The following is a 19,323-nucleotide window of genomic DNA, read 5'->3' as shown; positions in this document are numbered from 1 at the left end:
TTGTTGCATTTTCTAAAAGGTACCGACATGACTGAAGCGCTACTCACTCCCACCTTGCCCACCGTGAACGTGGAGGCGTTGCGTGCACGATGCTCGACCTGCAGCATGCATCAATTGTGCCTGCCGATGGGGCTTGATGTGGGCGACATGGATAGGCTGGACCAGATCATCGGCCGCCGCCGCAAGATCGTGCGCGGGGCCTCGCTGTTCCGCATCGGCGACTCGTTCCAGAACCTGTACGCGATCCGCCTGGGGCACTTCAAGACCTACCAGATCAATCCGGGTGGTGAAGAGCAGGTAACGGGTTTCCAGATGGCCGGTGAACTGCTGGGCATGGATGCCATCAGCGCCGACCGCCACCACTGTAATGCCGTGGCGCTGGAAGACAGCGAAGTGTGTGAAATTCCGTTTTCCAGCCTGGAACAATTGCTGGGCAATATGCCGACCCTGCTGCGTCATTTCCACCGCATGATGAGCCAGGAAATCACGCGCGAGCAAAGCGTCATGCTATTGCTGGGCAATATGCAGGCGACCCAGCGTTTTGCCGCCTTCATCGTCAACCTGGCGTCGCGCTATGAAGCACGCGGCTATTCGGGCAGCAATTTCCAGCTGCGCATGTCGCGCGAGGAAATCGGCAACTATCTGGGCCTGACGATCGAAAGCGTCAGCCGCTTATTGTCGAAATTCAAGAAGGAAGGCTGGCTGCGCGTCTCGAACCGCGAGATCGAAATCCTGCAGCCGGCCAAGTTGAAAGCCATTACGGCCGGCACGGACGTCTGCAAATAAGACTTACAGTTCCTCGTCCGCATGCAGCGCGATGCTGCGTTGCAGGGGCCAGGTCCAGATGCCGGACAGGCGCCACTCGCGTTTGTCGTTTTCCACCAGCACTTGCCAGCGGCTGCGCTCGAGCATCGGCAGTGCCACGGAAAAATTGCCGGCCGCATCGGGCTGCACCAGCAGCTTGATATCCTTTTCCGGCAGGGTCGCATGCGCCAGGTGCAGCTGCAGCGGCGCCTGATAAGCCTTGCCGAAGCTGTGCACGGAACCACTGAGGCGCGCTGCAGCCACGTCATATGACAGGCGCGTATCCATGGCCAGGTCGCTGGCGATCGTGTCGCGCTTCAAATCCTGGTTGATCGCCTTGCCCTGCTTGTAATAATCGCCCACCACCAGCGCATCGGGCTGCGTAAACGCGATATAGCCCATGAAGCTGCCGACGACCACGGACAGGCCGGGACCGATCATCAGCAGCCATGGCCAGCGATGCTTGTACCACGGTGCAACGGGGGGTTGCAGTTTCAGACTGTCGGACATGGTGTTTCTCCTGTTTAATCAGCCAGTCCCCGCATGGGGACCGGCCTTCCTGCAACTTCGTGGCGGCGGCGAGGGCACCCGGTCCCCGTCCGCCTTTCCTTGTTAACGTGGCACGATGAATACCGCGCTTTCACGCACATGCAGCGATGGATCGTCCAGCGATTGCAATTCGATCGCAATCTTGTTCGAGCCCTTCTCGCCGACGCCGTGCGGCACGCGCAGGCGGATCGGCCAGCCCAGCGTTTCCGTCGGCTGCAAGGTCACTTCTTCGCGCGTCAGCAAGGTCAGGCCCGGCAAGCCGGAAGCGCTGATTTTAAAATGCTGGCTTTGCTCGGACGTATTCATGATCTGCAGGCGGTAGACGTTTTCGATCATGCCGTCTTCGACTTCGCGTCCCATCGAACCGCGGTCGCGGATCACGTCCATTTTCAGGGGCGTGCGCAGGGCCAGCGAGGTACACACGGCGATGATGATCAGGGCCAGGATGGAAGTGTAGATCAAGACGCGCGGGCGCATGGCGCGCTGGCGTATCTGCTTCGAATTGAAGTTGTTTTCCATCGCATGGTCGGTGCTGTAGCGTATCAGGCCGCGCGGCCGCTCGACCTTGTCCATCACGCTGTTGCAGGCATCGACGCAGGCGGCGCAGCCGATGCATTCATACTGCAGGCCGTTACGGATATCGATGCCGGTCGGACACACCTGCACGCACAGGGTACAGTCGATGCAATCGCCCAGCTTGTCGTTGTTGCCGGCCTTCTTGCTCATGGCGCCACGCGGTTCGCCGCGCTTGGCATCGTAGGTGATGATCAGCGTGTCCTGGTCGAACATGGCGCTCTGGAAGCGCGCGTAGGGGCACATGTATTTGCACACCTGCTCGCGCAGCCAGCCCGCGTTGCCGTAGGTTGCCAGGCTGTAGAACAAGACCCAGAACCATTCCCAGGGACCGAAATTGAGGGTGGTCACCGACTGCGCCAGTTCCTTGATCGGCGTGAAGTAGCCGACAAAGGTAAAGCCCGTCCACAGGGCGATGGCGCCCCATACCAGGTGCTTGGCCGTCTTCTTGAAGGCCTTGCGCACGGAGGGGCCCTGCTTGTCGAGGGCCATGCGCGCGCTGCGCGTGCCCTCGATGCGGCGTTCGACCCACAGGAAAATTTCCGTGTATACCGTTTGCGGGCAGGAGAACCCGCACCACACCCGCCCGGCAATGGCCGTGACGAGGAACAACAAATACGCACAGATGATCAGCAGGGCCGCCAGATAGATGAAATCCTGGGGCCACAGCACGACGCCGAAAATGTAGAACTTGCGCGTGGTCAAATCGAACAGCAGGGCTTGCCTGCCATTCCAGGTCAACCACGGCAAGCCGTAGAACGCCAGCTGGGTAAGCCATACGCATACCCATCGCCAGGTAGCGTAGCGTCCTTTGGCCTCGCGAGGGTAGATTTGCTCGCGGGCCGCATACATCTTGATGACTTGAGGTTCCATTTTTACTTTGCGGGCGCCTGCGGATTCGACAGGCTCCAGACATACGCCGACAGCACGTGTACCTTGGATTCGCCGAGGAAATCGCTGAAGGCCGGCATGGTGTTGCTGCGTCCCTTGCGTACGGTTTCCATGATGGTGTCGGCGCTGCCGCCGTACAGCCAGGTCTTGTCCGTCAGGTTCGGCGCGCCCAGCATCTGGTTACCCTTGGCATCGGCGCCATGACAGGCCATGCAGGCGCCGAACTTGGCCTTGCCCAGCACGGACTTGACGGGATCCGAGGTCGAGCCGGACAGGCTCAGCACATAATGGGCCACGTTCTCGACATCCTTTTCGGAGCCCAGGGCGGCGCCCATCGGTGGCATCTGCCCATTGCGGCCGTGCATGATGGTGGTCTTGATGATGTCGGGTTCGCCGCCATACAGCCAGTCCTTGTCGGTCAGGTTGGGGAAGCCCTTGTTGCCGCGTGCATCCGAACCGTGGCATTGCGCGCAGTAGGTCAGGAACAGGCGCTGGCCGATGGCTTGCGCCTGCGGATCGGCGGCCACCGTCTTCAAGTCCTGGCTCAGGTACTTGTTGAACAGGGGACCGTAGTCGGCTTCCGCCTTCTTCAGTTCTTCCTCGTACTGGCCCGTCGATTTCCAGCCCAGGCTGCCGGCATAGTTGCCCAGGCCCGGATACAGGAACAGGTACGCCAGGGAGAAGACGATGGTGATGTAGAACAACCACATCCACCAGCGCGGCATCGGCGTATTGAGTTCCTTCAAGTCCTCGTCCCAGACGTGGCCCGTGGTGCCGTCAGCGGGGGCGCCCTCGACCACTTTGATTTTCGACTGCGAGTACAGCAGCACGCCGCAGCCGATGATGCCCAGCAGGGACAGCACGATGATGTAGATATTCCAGAAGCCATTGGTAAAGTCAGCCATGGTTATGCTCCTTCGCCAGGGTCATTTCGGCCTCGGCCGGATAGTCGAGCGCGTCGTCGGCGAACGGCAGGCGGGCCGCCGCGTCGAAGTCGCTGTTGCTGCGGCTGAACGTCCACCACAGGATGCCCACGAACGTCGTAAAGGAAACCACCGTCATGACGCTGCTGGCGCTGTCAAACAGGTTTTCGATTGCCATGCTAATTCCTTGTTTTGATTAATGTACCGAGGCCTTGCAGATAGGCGACCAGGGCGTCTTCTTCCGTCTTGTCCTGCAGCTGCGCGGGGCCGGCGGCGATCTCTTCATCGCTGTACGGCTGGCCCAGGCGTTTCAGGGCGCGCATCTTCGGCATGATGTCGTCAGGCACCAGCTTGGTCTTCGCCAGCCAGGGGTAGGACGGCATGTTCGACTCGGGCACCACGTCGCGCGGGTTGTTCAAGTGCGTGCGGTGCCATTCGTCGCTGTAGCGCGCGCCCACGCGGGCCAGGTCGGGGCCCGTGCGCTTGGAACCCCACTGGAACGGACGGTCGTAGACGAATTCGCCGGCGACCGAATAGTGGCCATAGCGTTCCGTTTCCGCGCGCAGCGGACGCACCATCTGCGAGTGGCAGTTGTAGCAGCCTTCGCGCACGTAGATGTCGCGGCCCGCCAGGCGCAGCGGCGAGTACGGTTTCAGGCCGGCGACCGGCTCCGTCGTGCTCTTCTGGAAGAACAGGGGAACGATCTCGACGGCGCCGCCGATGCTGATCACCACCGTGACCAGGGCGATCAGCAGCCAGGGGTTTCTTTCAATCCATGCATGTGAAAATTTCATTTGCTTTCGCTCCTATCAGGCGTGCGCCGCGTTCAGTTCCGGAATGCGGGCGACGGGGAGTTTGCTGCCGCGCAGCGTCATCCAGGTGTTGTAGCCCATGATGCACATACCCGACAGGTACAGCAGGCCACCGGCCACGCGCACCACGTAGTACGGATACGTCGCTTTCACGCTCTCGACAAAGGTGTAGGTCAGGGTGCCGTCCGGATTGACCGCGCGCCACATCAGGCCCTGCATCACGCCGGCGATCCACATTGCGGCGATGTACAGCACGATGCCGATGGTGGCCACCCAGAAGTGCACGTCGACCAGGCGCGTGCTGTGCATCTGCGTGCGGCCCGCCAGGCGCGGCAGCAGGTAGTAGATCGAACCCATGGTGATGAAGCCCACCCAGCCCAGGGCGCCCGCATGCACGTGGGCAACGGTCCAGTCGGTGTAGTGCGACAGCGAGTTGATGGTCTTGATCGACATCATCGGACCTTCGAAGGTGGCGATGCCGTAGAACGACAGCGAGACGATCATGAATTTCAGGATCGGATCGGTGCGCAGCTTGTGCCAGGCGCCCGACAGGGTCATGATGCCGTTGATCATGCCGCCCCAGCTTGGTGCCAGGAGGACCAGCGAGAAGACCATGCCGATCGATTGCGTCCAGTCAGGCAATGCCGTGTAGTGCAGGTGATGCGGGCCGGCCCACATGTAGGTGAAGATCAGCGCCCAGAAGTGGACGATCGACAGACGGTACGAGTACACGGGGCGCTCGGCCTGTTTCGGGATGAAGTAGTAGACCATGCCCAGGTAGCCGGCGGTCAGGATGAAACCCACCGCGTTATGGCCGTACCACCACTGGATCATCGCGTCCTGCACGCCCGCATACGCGGAATACGACTTGGTGAACGAGGCTGGCATGACGGCGCCATTGACCACGTGCAAGATCGTCACGGCCAGGATATAGGCGCCGAAGAACCAGTTGGCCACGTAGATGTGCTTGACCTTGCGCTTGATCAGGGTGCCGAAGAAAACGATGGCGTAGGCGATCCAGACGACGGCGATGAGGATGGCGATAGGCCATTCCAGTTCGGCGTATTCCTTGCCGCGTGTCATGCCCAAGGGCAGGGTGACGACGGCGCACAGGATCACCGCTTGCCAGCCCCAGAACGTGAAGGCGGCCAGTTTGTCGGAAAACAGGCGCACCTGGCAGGTGCGCTGGACAACGTAGTACGAAGTAGCGAACAGGCCGCAGATGCCGAAGGCGAAAATCACCGCATTCGTGTGCAGCGGACGCAAGCGTCCGTATGTCAGCCATGGTATGTCGAGGTTCAGGGCAGGCCAGGCCAGCTGAGCGGCGATGATAACGCCAACCAGCATGCCGATGATGCCCCATACCACAGTAGCGACCGCGAATTGCTTCACGATCTTGTAGTTATAGTTCAGCGATTGATCCACAAAGACTCTCCCTGGAATTACTATTTATGATGGTGGCCAGAGAGTAAGTGTTTGACCGCGAAAAAACTTTGATGTGGATCAAAATTCCCCGGATGAAATAAGCGTAGCGAACTGGCATCGAAATAAAGTGATATTTCGGTCAAAAAAGCCATGCAAGATCCCGGCAATCCGGGCGGGTGAAATCAGGGATGCGGTTCGCCGGGCGCCGGCTTGGCCGTCGTATCGTCGTCCTGCAGCACGCGCAGGCCCGGTCCGACGAGGTCGTCGAACTGGCCGCCGTCCGAGGCCGTGAAATACACCCACAGGGCGATGAAGACGACCACGACGCTCAAGGGGATCAGGAGGTAGAGTGCTTCCATGTTCAGGCTTTCCGCAGGCGCAGGGCGTTGGCGATGACGACGGCCGAGCTGGCAGCCATGCCGACGCCGGACAGCCAGGGGTTCAGGAAACCCAGCGCGGCGGCCGGGATGGCCGTCAGATTGTACAGGGTTGCCCAGCCCAGGTTTTCGCGGATGATGCGCATGCTGCGCGCCGCTGTTTTCGCCGTGTCGAGCACGGAAATCAGTTGGCTCGACAGCAGCACCGTGTCCGCATGCGCCTGCGCCAGGGCGGCGCCGGAACCCATGGCGAAGGACACGTCGGCACCGCTCAGCACGGCGGCGTCGTTGATGCCGTCGCCCACCATCGCCACCACGGCGCCCGTCGCCTGCAACTGCTGCACGAAATCGAGCTTTTCATCGGGCAGGCATTCGCCGCACGCCGTGTTGATGCCCAGTTCCGTCGCCACGCTTTGCGTCAGCGCTTCCTGGTCGCCACTAAGCAGCACGACCTGCTTGCCGCGCCGGTGGAAATACGCGACCACGTCGCGCGCCTCGGGGCGCAGCGCATCGCTGAGTAAGAAGCGCGTCAGCCAGCGCCCCTGCGTACCCAGGTACAGCGGCGTCATGCCCTGCATGCCGACGGCCGTGTCGCCCAGCGGCGGCCCGGCGATGGCGGCGACAAAGGCCGCGTTGCCCAGGCGGTAGCGCACGCCATTGATCACGCCCTCGAGTCCCTGGCCCTGCACTTCCTGCAAGTGCTCTACATGTGCGCGCGGCTGCTGTATTGGCAACCCTTCTGCCGCTGCCAGGATGGCCTGCGCCAGCGGATGGGCGCTGCCCGCTTCCAGCGCGGCGGCCACCTGCAGGCAAGCGTCCTCGCTCATGCTGCCGAGTCCCTCGATTTGCCGCAGCACGGGCCGGCCCAGCGTCAAGGTTCCCGTCTTGTCGAAGACGATGTGGGTGGCGCGGTGCAGGGTTTCCAGCACATGCGGCTGGACGATCAGCACGCCGCGCCGCAGCAGGCTGTCGGTGGCCGCCGCCAGCGCCGTCGGCGTGGCGAGAGACAGCGCGCAGGGGCACGAGACGACCAGCACGGCGATGGCCACGGGCCACGCCTGCGACGGGTCGTGCCAGCTCCAGAAGGCGAACACGGCGATGGCAAACAGCAGCAAGCCCAGCACGAACCAGGCGGCGACCTTGTCGGCCCACTGCGCGATCTGCGGCTTGCCGCTGCCGGCCCGTTCGATCAGTTTCAACAGGTCGGACAGGGTGCTTTCGCGCGCCGGTTTCAGCACGCGCAAGATGAGCGCCGCGCTGGCGTTGATCGCCCCGCCCGGCACCCGCTCCCCGGTTTTCCTGCGCTGCGCCGCGCTCTCGCCCGTCAGCAGGGATAAATCGAGCGCGCTCGTGCCTTCGACGATGATGCTGTCGGCGGCAATCGCCTCGCCCGGTTTTACCAGGATGACGTCACCGATGGCCAGGCTGCCGGCAGGCACCAGCGTGGTGGCGCGGTTGTCCGGGAAGCCCGCCATCAGCGACGCGGAGGCGGGCAAGGCGTGCTGCAGGCGCTCGAGCGCCGAGGCGGCCTTGCGGCGCGCCTGCAGCTCGAAATAGCGGCTGCACAGCAAGAGGAAGATGAACATTGTGGCCGAGTCGTAATACACCTCGCCGCGGCCCGTAAAGGTCGCCACCACGCTGCCGAAGAAGGCCGCCAGGATGCCCAGCGCCACGGGCACATCCATGCCCAGGGTGCGCGCGCGCAAACTGGCCCAGGCGCCCTGGAAAAACGGCATGGCCGAATAGCAGATGGCCGGCAGGGTCAGGAGCAGGCTGGCCCAGCGCATCAGGCTGGCCATATTGTCGTCCAGCGTGCCATCCTCGGCCAGATAGGCGGGCGCCACGTACATCATCACCTGCATCATCGACAGGCCGGCCACGAACAGCTGGCGGCCCAGGGTCTTGCTGGCTTTTTGCAGGCGTTCGCCATGGCGCACGGCGTCGTACGGATAGGCCGTATAGCCGACTTGGCGCACGGCTTGCAGGATGTCGCCCGGCTCGCATTCGGCGCGGCTCCAGCGCACGTACAGGCGCTCCGTGGCGACGTTCAGGCTGGCTGCCTGCACGCCGGGCAGGCGCGTCAGCTGGCGCTCGATCAGCCAGACGCAGGCGGCGCAGCGGATGCCTTCGACGGACAGGGTCGCTTCGCAGCTGCTGGCGTCGCGCGCGAATTGTGCATCGTCATTGCTGTACAGGCGCAGCTCGGGCGGCATCAGGGTGGCATCAAACGCGTTGACGGCGTATTCATCGCGGTCGCGGTAGTACGCGCTCTGGCCGATGTCGACGATGGTTTGCGCCACCGCTTCGCAGCCGGGGCAGCACATGGCGCGCGGCACGTCGTCGATGGTGACGTTCCAGCTGGAACCGCTCGGGACGGGCAAGCCGCAATGGAAGCAGGCGGAGGGTTGTAAAACAGCATTCATAGGTTTGGTTTCATGCGTCTTTTCATGGATGGCCCGTGACGCACAGGGCGTCGAGCCAGCCCAGCGATACGCCATTCGCGGCGCGCAGCAGGCCCAGCACGCCAAAGCCCAGCACCAGCAAGCCGCTGGCGATGCGCACGGGACGGCGCTGCATCTGCGTGCGCAAGCGCGTGCCCAGCAAGCCCATGCCCAGCAGGGTGGGCAGGGTGCCCAGGCCGAAGGCGGCCATGGCGGCCGCGCCGTTCAGGGCAGAACCTTGCATCATGGCCGTCAGCAGCGCGCTGTAGACCATGCCGCACGGCACCCAGCCCCACAGGCCGCCCACGGCCAGCGCCTTGAACGGCGTATCCATCGGCATCAGCGGTTTCAGCAGCGGGCGCACGCGGCGCCAGACGACATTGCCTGCCGCTTCCAGATGGGCCAGGCCGCGCCAGGCATCCATCAGGTACAGCCCCAAAGCCACCAGCATCAGGTTGGCCAGCCAGTAGCCGGCCACCTGCAATGACGCCAGGTGCAGCATGCCGGCGCCCGCCAGGCTGCCGGCCATGGCGCCAGCCAGCATGTAGCTGCCTATGCGTCCGCCGTTGTACGCCAGCACGCGCAGCACGTTCGCTTGCACGCTGGTCTGCAATGCGGGGCGCGCCACGGCGATGGAAATGACGGGGCGCACGGGCGCCGCCGGTGCGCCCCCGCCCAGCGACAAGGCGCCGACGATGCCGCCGCACATGCCGATGCAGTGCACGCTGCCGGCCAGGCCGACCAGGAACATGGGCACGAGGCTGAGGGCATTCATCGCGCTGCGCTACACCGTTTTCGAGTAGCGCAGCGGCTGCACGGCGTCGGGCGCCGTGTTGGCGCGCGCCAGGGTCAGGTAGCGGTCGAAGACCATGCAGATATTGCGGATCAGCAAGCGTCCTTTCGGCGTCACCGTCAGCCAGTCTTCCTCGATGACGAGCAAGCCGTCGCGCGCCAGTTCGCGCAGCTTGTCCAGTTCGGCGGCGAAATAGCTGCGGAATTTGACGGGGTGCGCTTGCTCGATGCTGGCGATCGACAATTCGAAATTGCACATCAGCATCTGGATGATGATACGGCGCAACAAATCGTCCGTGTCGAGCTTGATGCCGCGCGCGATCGGCAGCACGCCTTCGTCGAGCTTTTCATAATACGCGTCGAGCGTTTTCTCATTCTGGCTGTACACGGCGCCGACGGAACTGATGGCCGACACGCCGCAGGCGATCAGGTCCGCTTCCGCGCGCGTGGAATAGCCCTGGAAGTTGCGGTGCAAACGGCCCTGGCGCTGCGCCACGGCCAGATCGTCCGTCGGCTTGGCGAAATGGTCCATGCCGATGTAGACATAGCCGGCGGCCGTCAGGCGCGCGATGCACAGGCCCAGCATGGCCAGCTTGGTGGCGCTGTCGGGCATGTCGGCGTCGAGGATGCGGCGCTGCGGCTTGAACAGGTGCGGCATGTGCGCGTAGTGGTACAGGGCGATGCGGTCGGGGCTGGCGGAAATGACCTTGCGCAAGGTTTCCGTCATGGTATCCAGGCTTTGCTTGGGCAGGCCGTAGATCAGGTCGATGCTGATCGAGCGGAAACCGGCATCGCGCGCCGCCTGCATGATGGCCACCGTTTCCGCTTCCGGCTGGATGCGGTTGACGGCCTTTTGCACGTCGGCGTCGAAATCCTGCACGCCCAGGCTGATGCGGTTGAAACCTTGCGCGCGCAGGGAAAACACGCGCTCGCGCGACACGGTGCGCGGATCGATCTCGATCGAATATTCCCCGTCTTCATCGGACGCGAACTCGAAATGCTGGCGCAAATGCGCCATCAGTTCGTCCATCTGCTTTTCGCTCAGGTAAGTGGGCGTGCCGCCGCCGAAATGCAGCTGCTCGATCTGGTTCATGCCGGCAAACAGCTTGCCCTGCATGGCGATTTCCTGTTTCAGATAGCTGAGATAGGTAGCGGCCTTGCTGCGGTCTTTCGTGATGATCTTGTTGCAGGCGCAGTAGTAGCACAGGGTGTCGCAGAACGGCACATGCACGTACAGCGACAGCGGACGGCGGCCGCCGCGCATGCGCAAGGCGGCCAGCGCTTCGAGGAAGTTGCCGTAGCCAAAGTCGGCATGGAAACGGTCGGCGGTCGGATAGGACGTGTAGCGCGGGCCGGACTGGCTCATCTTGCCGATGATGACCGGGTCGAATTCGACGACGGCGTCCAGGTCGGCGGAAGCACTGCTGAGTAGTGTAGGCATGGTGTGTATGAAGTCTTGAAAGGTTTAGGCGGCCAGGCGTTTCATGGCGGGTTTGCCGGCGTTCGCGGCGCCCGCAGCACCCGATTTGCCGCCAGGCATGGCGACGCGGCGCGGTGGCGGCATCTTGCCGAAATTGAACAGGCTCACGGCTTGCGACAGGCTGGCAGCTTCTTCCGCCAGGCGCGTGGCGGCCGCGGCGGCTTCTTCCACCAGGGCCGCATTCTGCTGCGTCACCTGGTCCATATGGGCGATGGCCTGGTTGACCTGGTCGACGCCGATGCTCTGTTCGCGCGAAGCGATGGAAATTTCCTGCATGATGGCCGTCACCTGCTTGACGGAGCTGACCACTTGTTCCATGGTGGCGCCGGCGCGGTTCACCTGCAGCATGCCGGCGCCCACCTTGCCGACGGAAATTTCAATGAGTTGCTTGATATCCTTGGCTGCCACGGACGAGCGCTGCGCCAGGTTGCGCACTTCACCCGCCACGACGGCGAAGCCCCTGCCCTGCTCGCCGGCGCGCGCCGCTTCCACGGCCGCGTTCAAGGCCAGGATGTTGGTCTGGAAGGCGATGCCTTCGATCAGGCCGATGATGTCGACGATTTTCTTCGACGAGGTGTTGATCTCGTCCATGGTGGTGATCACTTCGGAAACGATCTCGCCGCCCTGCACGGCCACTTTCGAGGCGGCCACGGCCAGTTCATTCGCCTGCACCGAGTTGTCCGCATTCTGTTTCACGGTCGACGAGAATTCCTCGATGCTCGAGGCCGTCTCTTCCAGGCTGGCGGCCTGCGATTCCGTGCGGCCCGAGAGGTCCATATTGCCGACGGCGATTTGCTTGGTGGCCACGGCCATGGTTTCCACGTTGATGCGCACGTCGCGGATGGTGGCGATCAGGTTGCTGTTCATCTGTTGCAGCGCGCGCAGCAGTTGCCCCACTTCATCCGTGCTTTCCGTTTCAAAACTGCCCGACAGGTCGCCGGCGGCAATGGCCCGCGCGCCGTTCAGGGCCTTGCCCAGCGGCTTGAGCACGGACATGCGCAAGGTGTACCAGAGGAAGACGTTGATCAGGAAGCCGAACAGGGTGGCGCCGAAGATGGCGTAATTGGTGATCTTTCCGCCGCTGGCGAACAGGCTGATGACGCACACCAGCAGCTGCAGACAGTTGACGATGGAGGTGGCGGCCCAGATGCGTAGGTTGAGCGACATGTGCGTCAGGTTGTGCAGCAGGTGCGCCAGGCCCGGGCGCACGATCTGTCCGTTCTTGATGACGATGTTGCCGCCTTCCTTGTTGCGGATGGCCGCATAGGCTTCTTCGGCCGTCTTGACCTGGTCCTTGTCCGCTTTCACGCGCACGGACATGTAGCCGATGGTCTTGCCCGCTTCGCGGATGGGCGTGACGTTGGCGCGCACCCAGTAAAAGTCGCCGTTCTTGCAGCGGTTCTTGACCAGGCCCGTCCACGGCGTGCCGGCCTGGATCGAGGCCCACAGGTCGGCAAACGCTTCTGCCGGCATGTCCGGGTGGCGCACGATGTTCTGGGGCGAACCGAGCAGCTCTGCCTCGCTGAAGCCGCTGACCTGGCTGAAGTAGGGGTTCACATATACGATATTGCCGTTCATATCCGTTTTCGACACGATGGCCTGATCGTCCAGGACGAGGACTTCACGGTTAGTCACTGGCAAATTTTGTCGCATGGTCGCGGCTTCCTGATCAGTTAAACAAGCAATTGGTGAGTAAGACTTGCACGATTGCAAGAATGGAGATCAGTGTAAGGAGTCGCCTGCGCAAATTTATTGATGTAGATCAAAATCCTCCAGATTGGTCGTGCTTGCACGCATTTAGCGATAGCAATGCGGCATTGTTTTAAAGGCACTGGTTGTCGGCAGCGGCTAATCGACACCCGCCGTCAGGGGGCGCAGGCTGCCCACGGCGTAGCCTTGCGCGTAGTCGATGCCCAGTTCGCGGATGACGGCCAGGGTGGCATCGTCTTCCACGTATTCGGCCACCGTTTCCAAGCCCATCACGTGGCCCACCTCATTGATGGCCTTGACCATGGCGCGGTTGATGGCATTGGTGGCGATGTCGCGCACGAAGACGCCGTCGATCTTCAAATAGTCGACGGGCAGGGCCTTCAGGTAGCCGAACGAGGAAAAACCGCTGCCGAAGTCGTCAAGCGAAAAGCGGCAGCCCAGGGCCTTGAGCTGGCGCATGAACACCTGCGCCTTGGGCAGGTTGGCGATGACGGCCGTTTCCGTGATTTCAAAGCATATTTGCTCGGGAGCAATCGCGAATTCTACGAACTGCTCGGTGATGTAGTCGTGCAAGCCGGCATCGGCCAGCGACATGCCCGACAGGTTGACGGAATACAGGGCCGGTGCGCGGCGCCGGCTTTCCGCCAGCGCGTCCAAAGGCGGCAGGCTGTCGCGCACGCTCTGGATATGGTGGCAGACGGCACGGATGACCCAGCGGTCGATGGACAGCATCATGTCGTAGCGTTCGGCGGCCGGAATGAAGGCGCCCGGCAAGATCAGGTCGCCCTGGCTGTTGTGGATGCGGATCAGCACTTCGTCGTGGTGTTCCGGGCTGTCGTGCAGGTGCACGATGGGCATGGCGTACAGGCGGAAATAATCGTGTGCGAACGCTTCGTTCAGGCGCGAGATCCACAGCATTTCGCCATGCCGCTGCGCCAGCATGACGTCGGACTCCTGGTAGACATGGATGCGGTTGCGGCCCTGCTCCTTGGCCAGGTAGCAAGCCTGGTCGGCGGCGCTCAGCAGCTCGCTCATGGACTTGCTGTCCTCGTTGATTTCCACGATGCCGATGCTCACGCCCAGCTCGAAGCTGCGGTTATCCCAGGCGAAACGGAAATCGCGGATGGACTGGCGCAGCTGTTCGCCGATCTGGCGCGCATGCTCGAGCGGACAGTGCGGCAGCAGCACGCCCAGTTCATCGCCGCCGAGGCGCGCCAGGATGTCGCTGTCGCGCATGCGCGCCTGCAGCATCTTGGCCAGCAGCTGCAGCAGCACGTCGCCGGCGCCATGGCCGCTGGTGTCGTTGATGACCTTGAACTGGTCCAGGTCCAGGTACAGCAGCGCATGCATGTGGCCATCCTGCTTGGCCGTGTGCAGGGCGCCGGCCACCAGGTGTTCGAATTCGCGCCGGTTGATCAGCCCCGTCAGGCGTCGTGCGTGGCTTGCCACGATAGTTGCTGGCTCAGCTTGCGCTCGTGGCTGACGTCGCGAAACACGACGACGGCGCCGAGGATATCGCCGTCGCGCGACCAGATGGGCGCGGCCGATTCTTCGATGGCGATACGCCGCCCTTCGCGCGTGATCAGTTGCGAGCGGGGCGAAATGCCGATGGCCTGGCGCTGTTGCAGGCAGCGCATGGCCACGTGTTCGCGCGCTTCGCCCGTGCGTTCATCGGCCAGCGGCATGGTCTGGCCGATGTCCCTGCCCTGCGCCAGCGCGTTGCTCCAGCCCGTCAATTGCTCGGCCACCCGGTTCAGGTAGCGCGTCTTGCCGTGCGGATCGGTGGTGATGACGCCGTCGCCGATGGAACTGAGCGTCACTTCGGCCAGTTCCTTGCGCTCGGCGATCATGAGCTCGCGCGCCATGTGTTCGGTGATATCCCAGATGATGCCCAGGGTGCGTTCGGGTTTCCCGCCGGCATCCATGAAGATGTGCGCCTTGGCCGCCAGCCAGTGTTCGCTGCCGTCGGGCCAGACGACGCGGTATTGCAGGGCGTAGCCGCCGCGCCGGCGCACGCCGTCCTGCAGCACTTTGATCACCTTGTCGCGGTCGCCGGTGTGCACGCAGTCGAGAAAGCTGCGAAATGGCTGCGTCAGCGCGCGCTCTTCCAGGCCCAGCAAGGTGGCGCCCTTGGCCGACCAGCTGACCGTGCCGTCGATGACCTGGCCAGCGACGATGCGCGAATCCCAGATCGCCATGTGCGCTGCCTCTAGTGCCATCTGTAAACGTTTCTGCTGGTCGCCCATCATCCTCTCCCGACATGGATACAGGAATAGACGCGCTGCTTCTATTTAAGTTCCCGGTGCCTCGGCGGGCGAGGCGGCCGAGGCACGCGCCACGTCGCGCACATTCTTTTGCACGGCGACGGCGGCAAACAGGCTGAGCAGGAATGCCATGGCATAGAAACCCTTTTCGCTGTTCTGCAGGGTGGCGTTCCACAAGCCGACCGTGAGCAGCAGCAAGGCCAGCAGCACGGAAATCCAGCACAGGCCGAAATAGATGCCCGTCACGGCGATGCCTTCGGCGCGGTCGCGCACGGATTTTTGCAGCGAGATGGCGGCGAACAGGCCATACATGAGGATGGTGAAGTAATAGCCCTTTTCGTTGAGCGCCATGCTGGCGTTCCACAGGCCGGACAGGTAGGTGATGGCGCCGATCAGCAATGCCGCCCAGGAAGCGCCGATAAAGGCGCTGCTGGGACGTTGGATGGGGGAAGTCTGCATAGGGTCTCCATGGGCAGGCAAGCGCCGCCGGCATGGCCGGGGCGGCAGGCACGGATGCGCCTGCCGTCCCATCAGACCAGAAAGTTTATTTGCTTGGCTTGACCATGCGCAATAAAGCCGACACGGCCGTAACGCCGGCCAGCACCAGGCCACCGGCGATGAGGCCGGCCACCGCGTTGATCAGGCTGGGCGTGACGGCGGCCAGCACGGGGCCGATGCCGGCCACGCCGCCGACGGCTGCTTCCGCATGGTGCAGCATGCCGCTGGCCCACGGCCAGCCGTGCGTCAGGATGCCGCCGCCGACCATGAACATGGCCAGGGTGCCCACGACGGAGAGAAATTTCATCAGTTTCGGCGCCGCCGACACGAGCATGCGGCCAAAGCCGCGCACGCCATCCATCAGCGCGCCCGCGCCCTTGCGCGCCGCCAGGTAAAAGCCCGCGTCATCGAGCTTGACGATGCCCGCCACCAGGCCGTACACGCCCACCGTCATGATGAGGGCGATGCCGACGACGACGGCCACCTGCTCGGCGAAGGTGGCCGCGGCCACCGTGCCCAGGGCGATGACGATGATTTCCGCCGACAAAATGAAATCGGTGCGGATGGCGCCCTTGATCTTGTCCTTTTCCAGCGCGACGAGGTCGACCTGCGGGTCGCGCAGCGCCTGTGCCAGCTCGGCCTTGTGGCTGTCGTCCGGGTGCAGATACTTGTGCGCGATCTTTTCGAAGCCTTCGAAGCACAGGTAGGCGCCGCCCACCATCAGCAGCGGCGTGATGGCCCACGGCGCGAACGCGCTGATGGCCAGCGCGGCGGGCACGAGGATGGCCTTGTTCTTCAGCGAGCCGACGGCGACGGCCCACACGACGGGCAGTTCGCGCTCGGCGCGCACGCCGGCCACCTGCTGCGCGTTCAGTGCCAGGTCGTCACCGAGCACGCCAGCCGTCTTCTTGGCGGCTACCTTGGTCATCAGGGAAACATCGTCGAGGATGCTGGCGATGTCGTCGAGCAGGGCCAGCAGGCTGGAGCCGGCCATCTCAGCGTGCTCCCACGGTGGTGGCAGGGCATGGCGGAGCGAGGAAAGTGTTGTTTTTCATGATGTTATTCTTGGTTGTACGGCAAGGAGGTGTGTGAGTGCGATCTTACCTCAGGGCGGGCCGGCAAGGCCGCACTGAGCGGGTTAAAATTGTTCATCGTCACCATTTTTTGGAAACCGCATGCACTTCGCCACCTGGATAACCTTTGTCATCGCCGCCTCCATCATCGCCGTCTCGCCCGGCTCGGGCGCCGTGCTGTCGATGTCGCACGGCCTGTCGTACGGGGTGAAAAAGGCCAGCGCCACCATTCTCGGCTTGCAGCTGGGGCTGCTGGTGGTGCTGGGCATCGCCGGCGCCGGCGTCGGTTCCTTGCTGCTGGCCTCCGAAGTGGCCTTCAATATCGTCAAGACGGTGGGCGCCTTGTACCTGATCTACCTGGGCCTGTCGCAGTGGCGCGCCAAGGTGGCGGTGGCGGGCGACCTGCATGCCGACGCCGTGGTGCCCTCCATGGGCCGGCGCGTGCTGACGGGTTTTTTGACCAATGTGACGAATCCGAAAGGCATCATTTTCATGGTGGCGGTATTGCCGCAATTCATCAGCCCTGCTGCACCCCTGCTGCCGCAACTGCTGATCCTGGCCGTCACCATGTGCACGATCGATCAGGTCGTGATGCACAGCTATGCCTTCCTGGCTTCGTCGATGCAACGCTTTTTCCGCGATGCCAGGGCCGTGAAAAAGCAGAACCGCTTCTTTGGCGGCTTGCTGATGGCTGTCGGCACGGCCTTGTTCTTCGTCAAGCGCGGTGGCCAGGCGGCATCCTGAGCCAGATCAAGTTGCAAACATTTGTAAGCCCGCTTGCGATGCCCGCCCGATAGGACTGTAATCGGGGTGTTGTCTACCTTTCATCTCTGTCCGTCCTGCCTGGAGCGCGCCATGCGTCCGATCCTGTCTTCCCCCTTCTTGAACACCGTGTGCGCCGTGCTGCTGTCGTCGGCGTGCTCCCTGGCCCTGGCGCAGGACCCGCCCGCCCGCGTGGGGCGCATTTCCACCGTCGAAGGGCAGGTGCTGGTGCGCGCCGGCGATGGCGAGGCGCAAAACGCCCTGCTGAACTGGCCCGTCACCACGGATAACCGTTTGACCACCCAGCGCGGTGCGCTGGCGGAGTTGCGCGTGGGCGCGGCCGCCGTGCGTCTCGATGGCGATTCCGAGCTGGAAGTGAGCGAGCTCGATGACGACAGTTTCAAATTGCATCTCAGCTATGGCACGGTCAGCGTGCGCGTGCGCAATCCCGACGCGTTGCGCGGCTTCGAGCTGACCACGGCCCAGGCCCGCGTGATCCTGACCCAGCCGGGCTGGGTGCGCATCGAGGCGGGGCGCCAGCCCGGCACCAGCATCGTCAGCGTGCTCGACGGTGCGGCCGACGTGGATGGGGCGACGGGCAGCGTGACCTTGCGCGCCGGCAAGCGCGCCGAGCTGACGGACGAGGAATTGCGCACGGGCGCCTTGCAGAGGATCGCCTTCGACAACTGGCCCGAAGCCTTGCCCGCCGCCGCGCCGGCCTTGCGCTATGTCACGGACGATACCACCGGCTATGAAGAGCTGGACCGCTACGGTGCCTGGCAGGACGACGCGGAATACGGCCCCTTGTGGCTGCCGAGCACGGTGCCGGCCGGCTGGGCGCCGTACAGCGACGGGCGCTGGACGTGGATCGCGCCGTGGGGCTGGACCTGGGTGGACAATGCGCCGTGGGGCTATGCGCCCTCGCACTACGGCCGCTGGGTGCTGCTGGGCCACCGCTGGGGCTGGGCACCGGGGCGCGAGCGCGGCCGCGTGCCCTGGGCGCCGGCCCTGGTGGGCTGGGTCGGCGGCAGGCCTGATCGCGGTTCGCAGCATGGCCAGCGCCCTGGCGTCGGCTGGTTTCCCCTGTCGCCGCACGAGCGCTACGTGCCCGGCTACCGCGCCAGCGCCGAGTATGAACGCCGCATCAACCGCGTCGCCGAGGGGCGCCGCCCTGTGGCTGGCGAACGCGAACGCCGTGCAGGCATGACGATGCTGCCGGGCGAGCGTTTTGGCGGCTCGCGCACGGTCGACGTGCCGCGCCGCAACCGCACCACCATGCCGCCGCCCGTCATGCAAAGCTTACCGTTGAGCACGGCGCCTGCGCCAGCGGGCAACTGGCAGCGTCCTTCCGATGCGCCGCGCGGCGACAGGGAGTTCCGGCGCGACTGGGTCAACCGCCCTGGCCGCTTGCAGACGGACGATGGCCAGACGCACATGGCGCCCCGTCCCATGCAGCCGAACCGCCCGCCCGTGCCGGCACAGCCGCAACAGCCGCCGGTGCCGCCCCAGCCCGTGATGCCGGCGATGCCGGCCTTGCCACCCGTGCAAGACCAGGTGGCGCACCCCGGCTGGCGTGGCGAGCAGCGGCCCCGTGCCGAACGGCCACTGCCGCGCCCCGTCATGGAACGCCAATTTGATGCGCCGCGCCCGGACCGCGCAGAACGTGGCCCCCGCCGCGAAGTGCTGCAAACGGCGCCGCCGCCAGCCATGCCTGCGCCTGCCGCGCGTGCGCCACAGGAGGCGCGCAGTGCCGAGCGCCCGATGCCGCCGCGTGAGCGCAACCATGAGCGCGGCGGTCCCGGCCGTAATGGCCGGATGCAGGAAGTGGAGCGCTGACGGCCGCGCCGTCTGTCGCGCCGTATCGACGTTCAAGCCGCAAAATGCGCAGTTCGTCACATACCGGAGGTAAAGCTGCCGTGGTTTGTCTACAGTACGACCACTGCTTATCC

At 63.9% G+C, this 19,323-nt stretch carries 18 protein-coding genes; 3 read left to right on the top strand and 15 right to left on the bottom strand.

Annotation, left to right across the window (positions count from 1 at the left end):
* The first annotated feature begins 27 nt into the window (after positions 1-27).
* A complete protein-coding gene (fnr, locus tag JAB1_RS02225) occupies positions 28-786 on the top strand; it encodes a fumarate/nitrate reduction transcriptional regulator Fnr (protein ID WP_034782711.1) in 759 nt (252 codons plus the stop codon).
* Between the two features lie 3 nt (positions 787-789).
* On the opposite strand, the gene JAB1_RS02220 is transcribed toward fnr, so the two are convergent.
* The 15 genes from JAB1_RS02220 to JAB1_RS02155 form a co-directional block, all read right to left on the bottom strand.
* Positions 790-1,314: a FixH family protein gene (locus JAB1_RS02220; RefSeq protein WP_070257879.1), complete on the bottom strand. Its 525-nt coding sequence runs from the start codon at positions 1,312-1,314 to the stop codon at positions 790-792.
* 102 nt (positions 1,315-1,416) lie between these two features.
* Positions 1,417-2,799 carry a cytochrome c oxidase accessory protein CcoG gene (gene ccoG, locus JAB1_RS02215; protein WP_034782714.1) on the bottom strand — a complete coding sequence of 461 codons (1,383 nt, stop codon included), beginning with the start codon at positions 2,797-2,799 and terminating at the stop codon, positions 1,417-1,419.
* Positions 2,800-2,801: 2 nt separating this feature from the next.
* Positions 2,802-3,722, bottom strand: coding sequence for a cytochrome-c oxidase, cbb3-type subunit III (gene ccoP / locus JAB1_RS02210; protein ID WP_070278469.1), 921 nt, complete (start codon positions 3,720-3,722; stop codon positions 2,802-2,804).
* Positions 3,715-3,918, bottom strand: coding sequence for a cbb3-type cytochrome c oxidase subunit 3 (locus tag JAB1_RS02205; RefSeq protein WP_034782719.1), 204 nt, complete (start codon positions 3,916-3,918; stop codon positions 3,715-3,717). Before JAB1_RS02205 ends, ccoP begins: the two co-directional genes overlap by 8 nt.
* 1 nt (position 3,919) lies before the next feature.
* Positions 3,920-4,534: a cytochrome-c oxidase, cbb3-type subunit II gene (gene ccoO / locus JAB1_RS02200; protein WP_070278467.1), complete on the bottom strand. Its 615-nt coding sequence runs from the start codon at positions 4,532-4,534 to the stop codon at positions 3,920-3,922.
* 15 nt (positions 4,535-4,549) lie between these two features.
* On the bottom strand, positions 4,550-5,977 hold the full coding sequence (ccoN, locus tag JAB1_RS02195; protein WP_034782722.1) for a cytochrome-c oxidase, cbb3-type subunit I: 1,428 nt from the start codon (positions 5,975-5,977) through the stop codon (positions 4,550-4,552).
* A 182-nt stretch (positions 5,978-6,159) separates the two neighbouring features.
* The gene (gene ccoS / locus JAB1_RS02190) at positions 6,160-6,336 is read right to left on the bottom strand and encodes a cbb3-type cytochrome oxidase assembly protein CcoS (protein WP_034782725.1); all 177 of its coding nucleotides are present in this window, start codon (positions 6,334-6,336) and stop codon (positions 6,160-6,162) included.
* Positions 6,337-6,338: 2 nt separating this feature from the next.
* A complete protein-coding gene (locus JAB1_RS02185) occupies positions 6,339-8,777 on the bottom strand; it encodes a heavy metal translocating P-type ATPase (RefSeq protein WP_070278465.1) in 2,439 nt (812 codons plus the stop codon).
* Positions 8,778-8,799: 22 nt separating this feature from the next.
* Entirely contained in the window at positions 8,800-9,570 is a 771-nt protein-coding gene (locus JAB1_RS02180; RefSeq protein ID WP_070278463.1) for a sulfite exporter TauE/SafE family protein, read from the bottom strand.
* Positions 9,571-9,579: 9 nt separating this feature from the next.
* Positions 9,580-11,028, bottom strand: coding sequence for an oxygen-independent coproporphyrinogen III oxidase (hemN, locus tag JAB1_RS02175; protein ID WP_070278461.1), 1,449 nt, complete (start codon positions 11,026-11,028; stop codon positions 9,580-9,582).
* Between the two features lie 24 nt (positions 11,029-11,052).
* On the bottom strand, positions 11,053-12,720 hold the full coding sequence (locus JAB1_RS02170; RefSeq protein ID WP_070278459.1) for a PAS domain-containing methyl-accepting chemotaxis protein: 1,668 nt from the start codon (positions 12,718-12,720) through the stop codon (positions 11,053-11,055).
* Between the two features lie 195 nt (positions 12,721-12,915).
* Positions 12,916-14,226, bottom strand: a complete 1,311-nt coding sequence (locus tag JAB1_RS30155; RefSeq protein WP_254671942.1) for an EAL domain-containing protein — start codon at positions 14,224-14,226, stop codon at positions 12,916-12,918.
* The gene (locus JAB1_RS30150; protein ID WP_254671941.1) at positions 14,202-14,975 is read right to left on the bottom strand and encodes a PAS domain S-box protein; all 774 of its coding nucleotides are present in this window, start codon (positions 14,973-14,975) and stop codon (positions 14,202-14,204) included. The genes JAB1_RS30155 and JAB1_RS30150 overlap by 25 nt, the downstream gene beginning before the upstream one ends.
* A gap of 93 nt (positions 14,976-15,068) precedes the next feature.
* Positions 15,069-15,500, bottom strand: a complete 432-nt coding sequence (gene yiaA / locus JAB1_RS02160; RefSeq protein WP_034782737.1) for an inner membrane protein YiaA — start codon at positions 15,498-15,500, stop codon at positions 15,069-15,071.
* An 85-nt stretch (positions 15,501-15,585) separates the two neighbouring features.
* Positions 15,586-16,533 (bottom strand): DUF808 domain-containing protein, encoded by a 948-nt coding sequence (locus tag JAB1_RS02155; protein WP_034752497.1) that lies wholly within the window; start codon positions 16,531-16,533, stop codon positions 15,586-15,588.
* A 181-nt stretch (positions 16,534-16,714) separates the two neighbouring features.
* On the opposite strand from JAB1_RS02155, the gene JAB1_RS02150 reads away from it, so the two are divergent.
* Positions 16,715-17,356, top strand: coding sequence for a LysE family transporter (locus JAB1_RS02150; protein WP_070278457.1), 642 nt, complete (start codon positions 16,715-16,717; stop codon positions 17,354-17,356).
* A 111-nt stretch (positions 17,357-17,467) separates the two neighbouring features.
* Positions 17,468-19,210, top strand: coding sequence for a DUF6600 domain-containing protein (locus JAB1_RS02145; protein WP_070278455.1), 1,743 nt, complete (start codon positions 17,468-17,470; stop codon positions 19,208-19,210).
* The last annotated feature ends 113 nt before the right edge of the window (positions 19,211-19,323 follow it).

Origin of the sequence: Janthinobacterium sp. MP5059B, assembly GCF_001758645.1 — a bacterium.
Taxonomy (GTDB): Bacteria; Pseudomonadota; Gammaproteobacteria; order Burkholderiales; family Burkholderiaceae_D; genus Janthinobacterium; species Janthinobacterium lividum.
The sequence above is the reverse complement of the archived record's forward strand: the minus strand, read 5'-3'. Positions and strand labels throughout refer to the sequence as shown.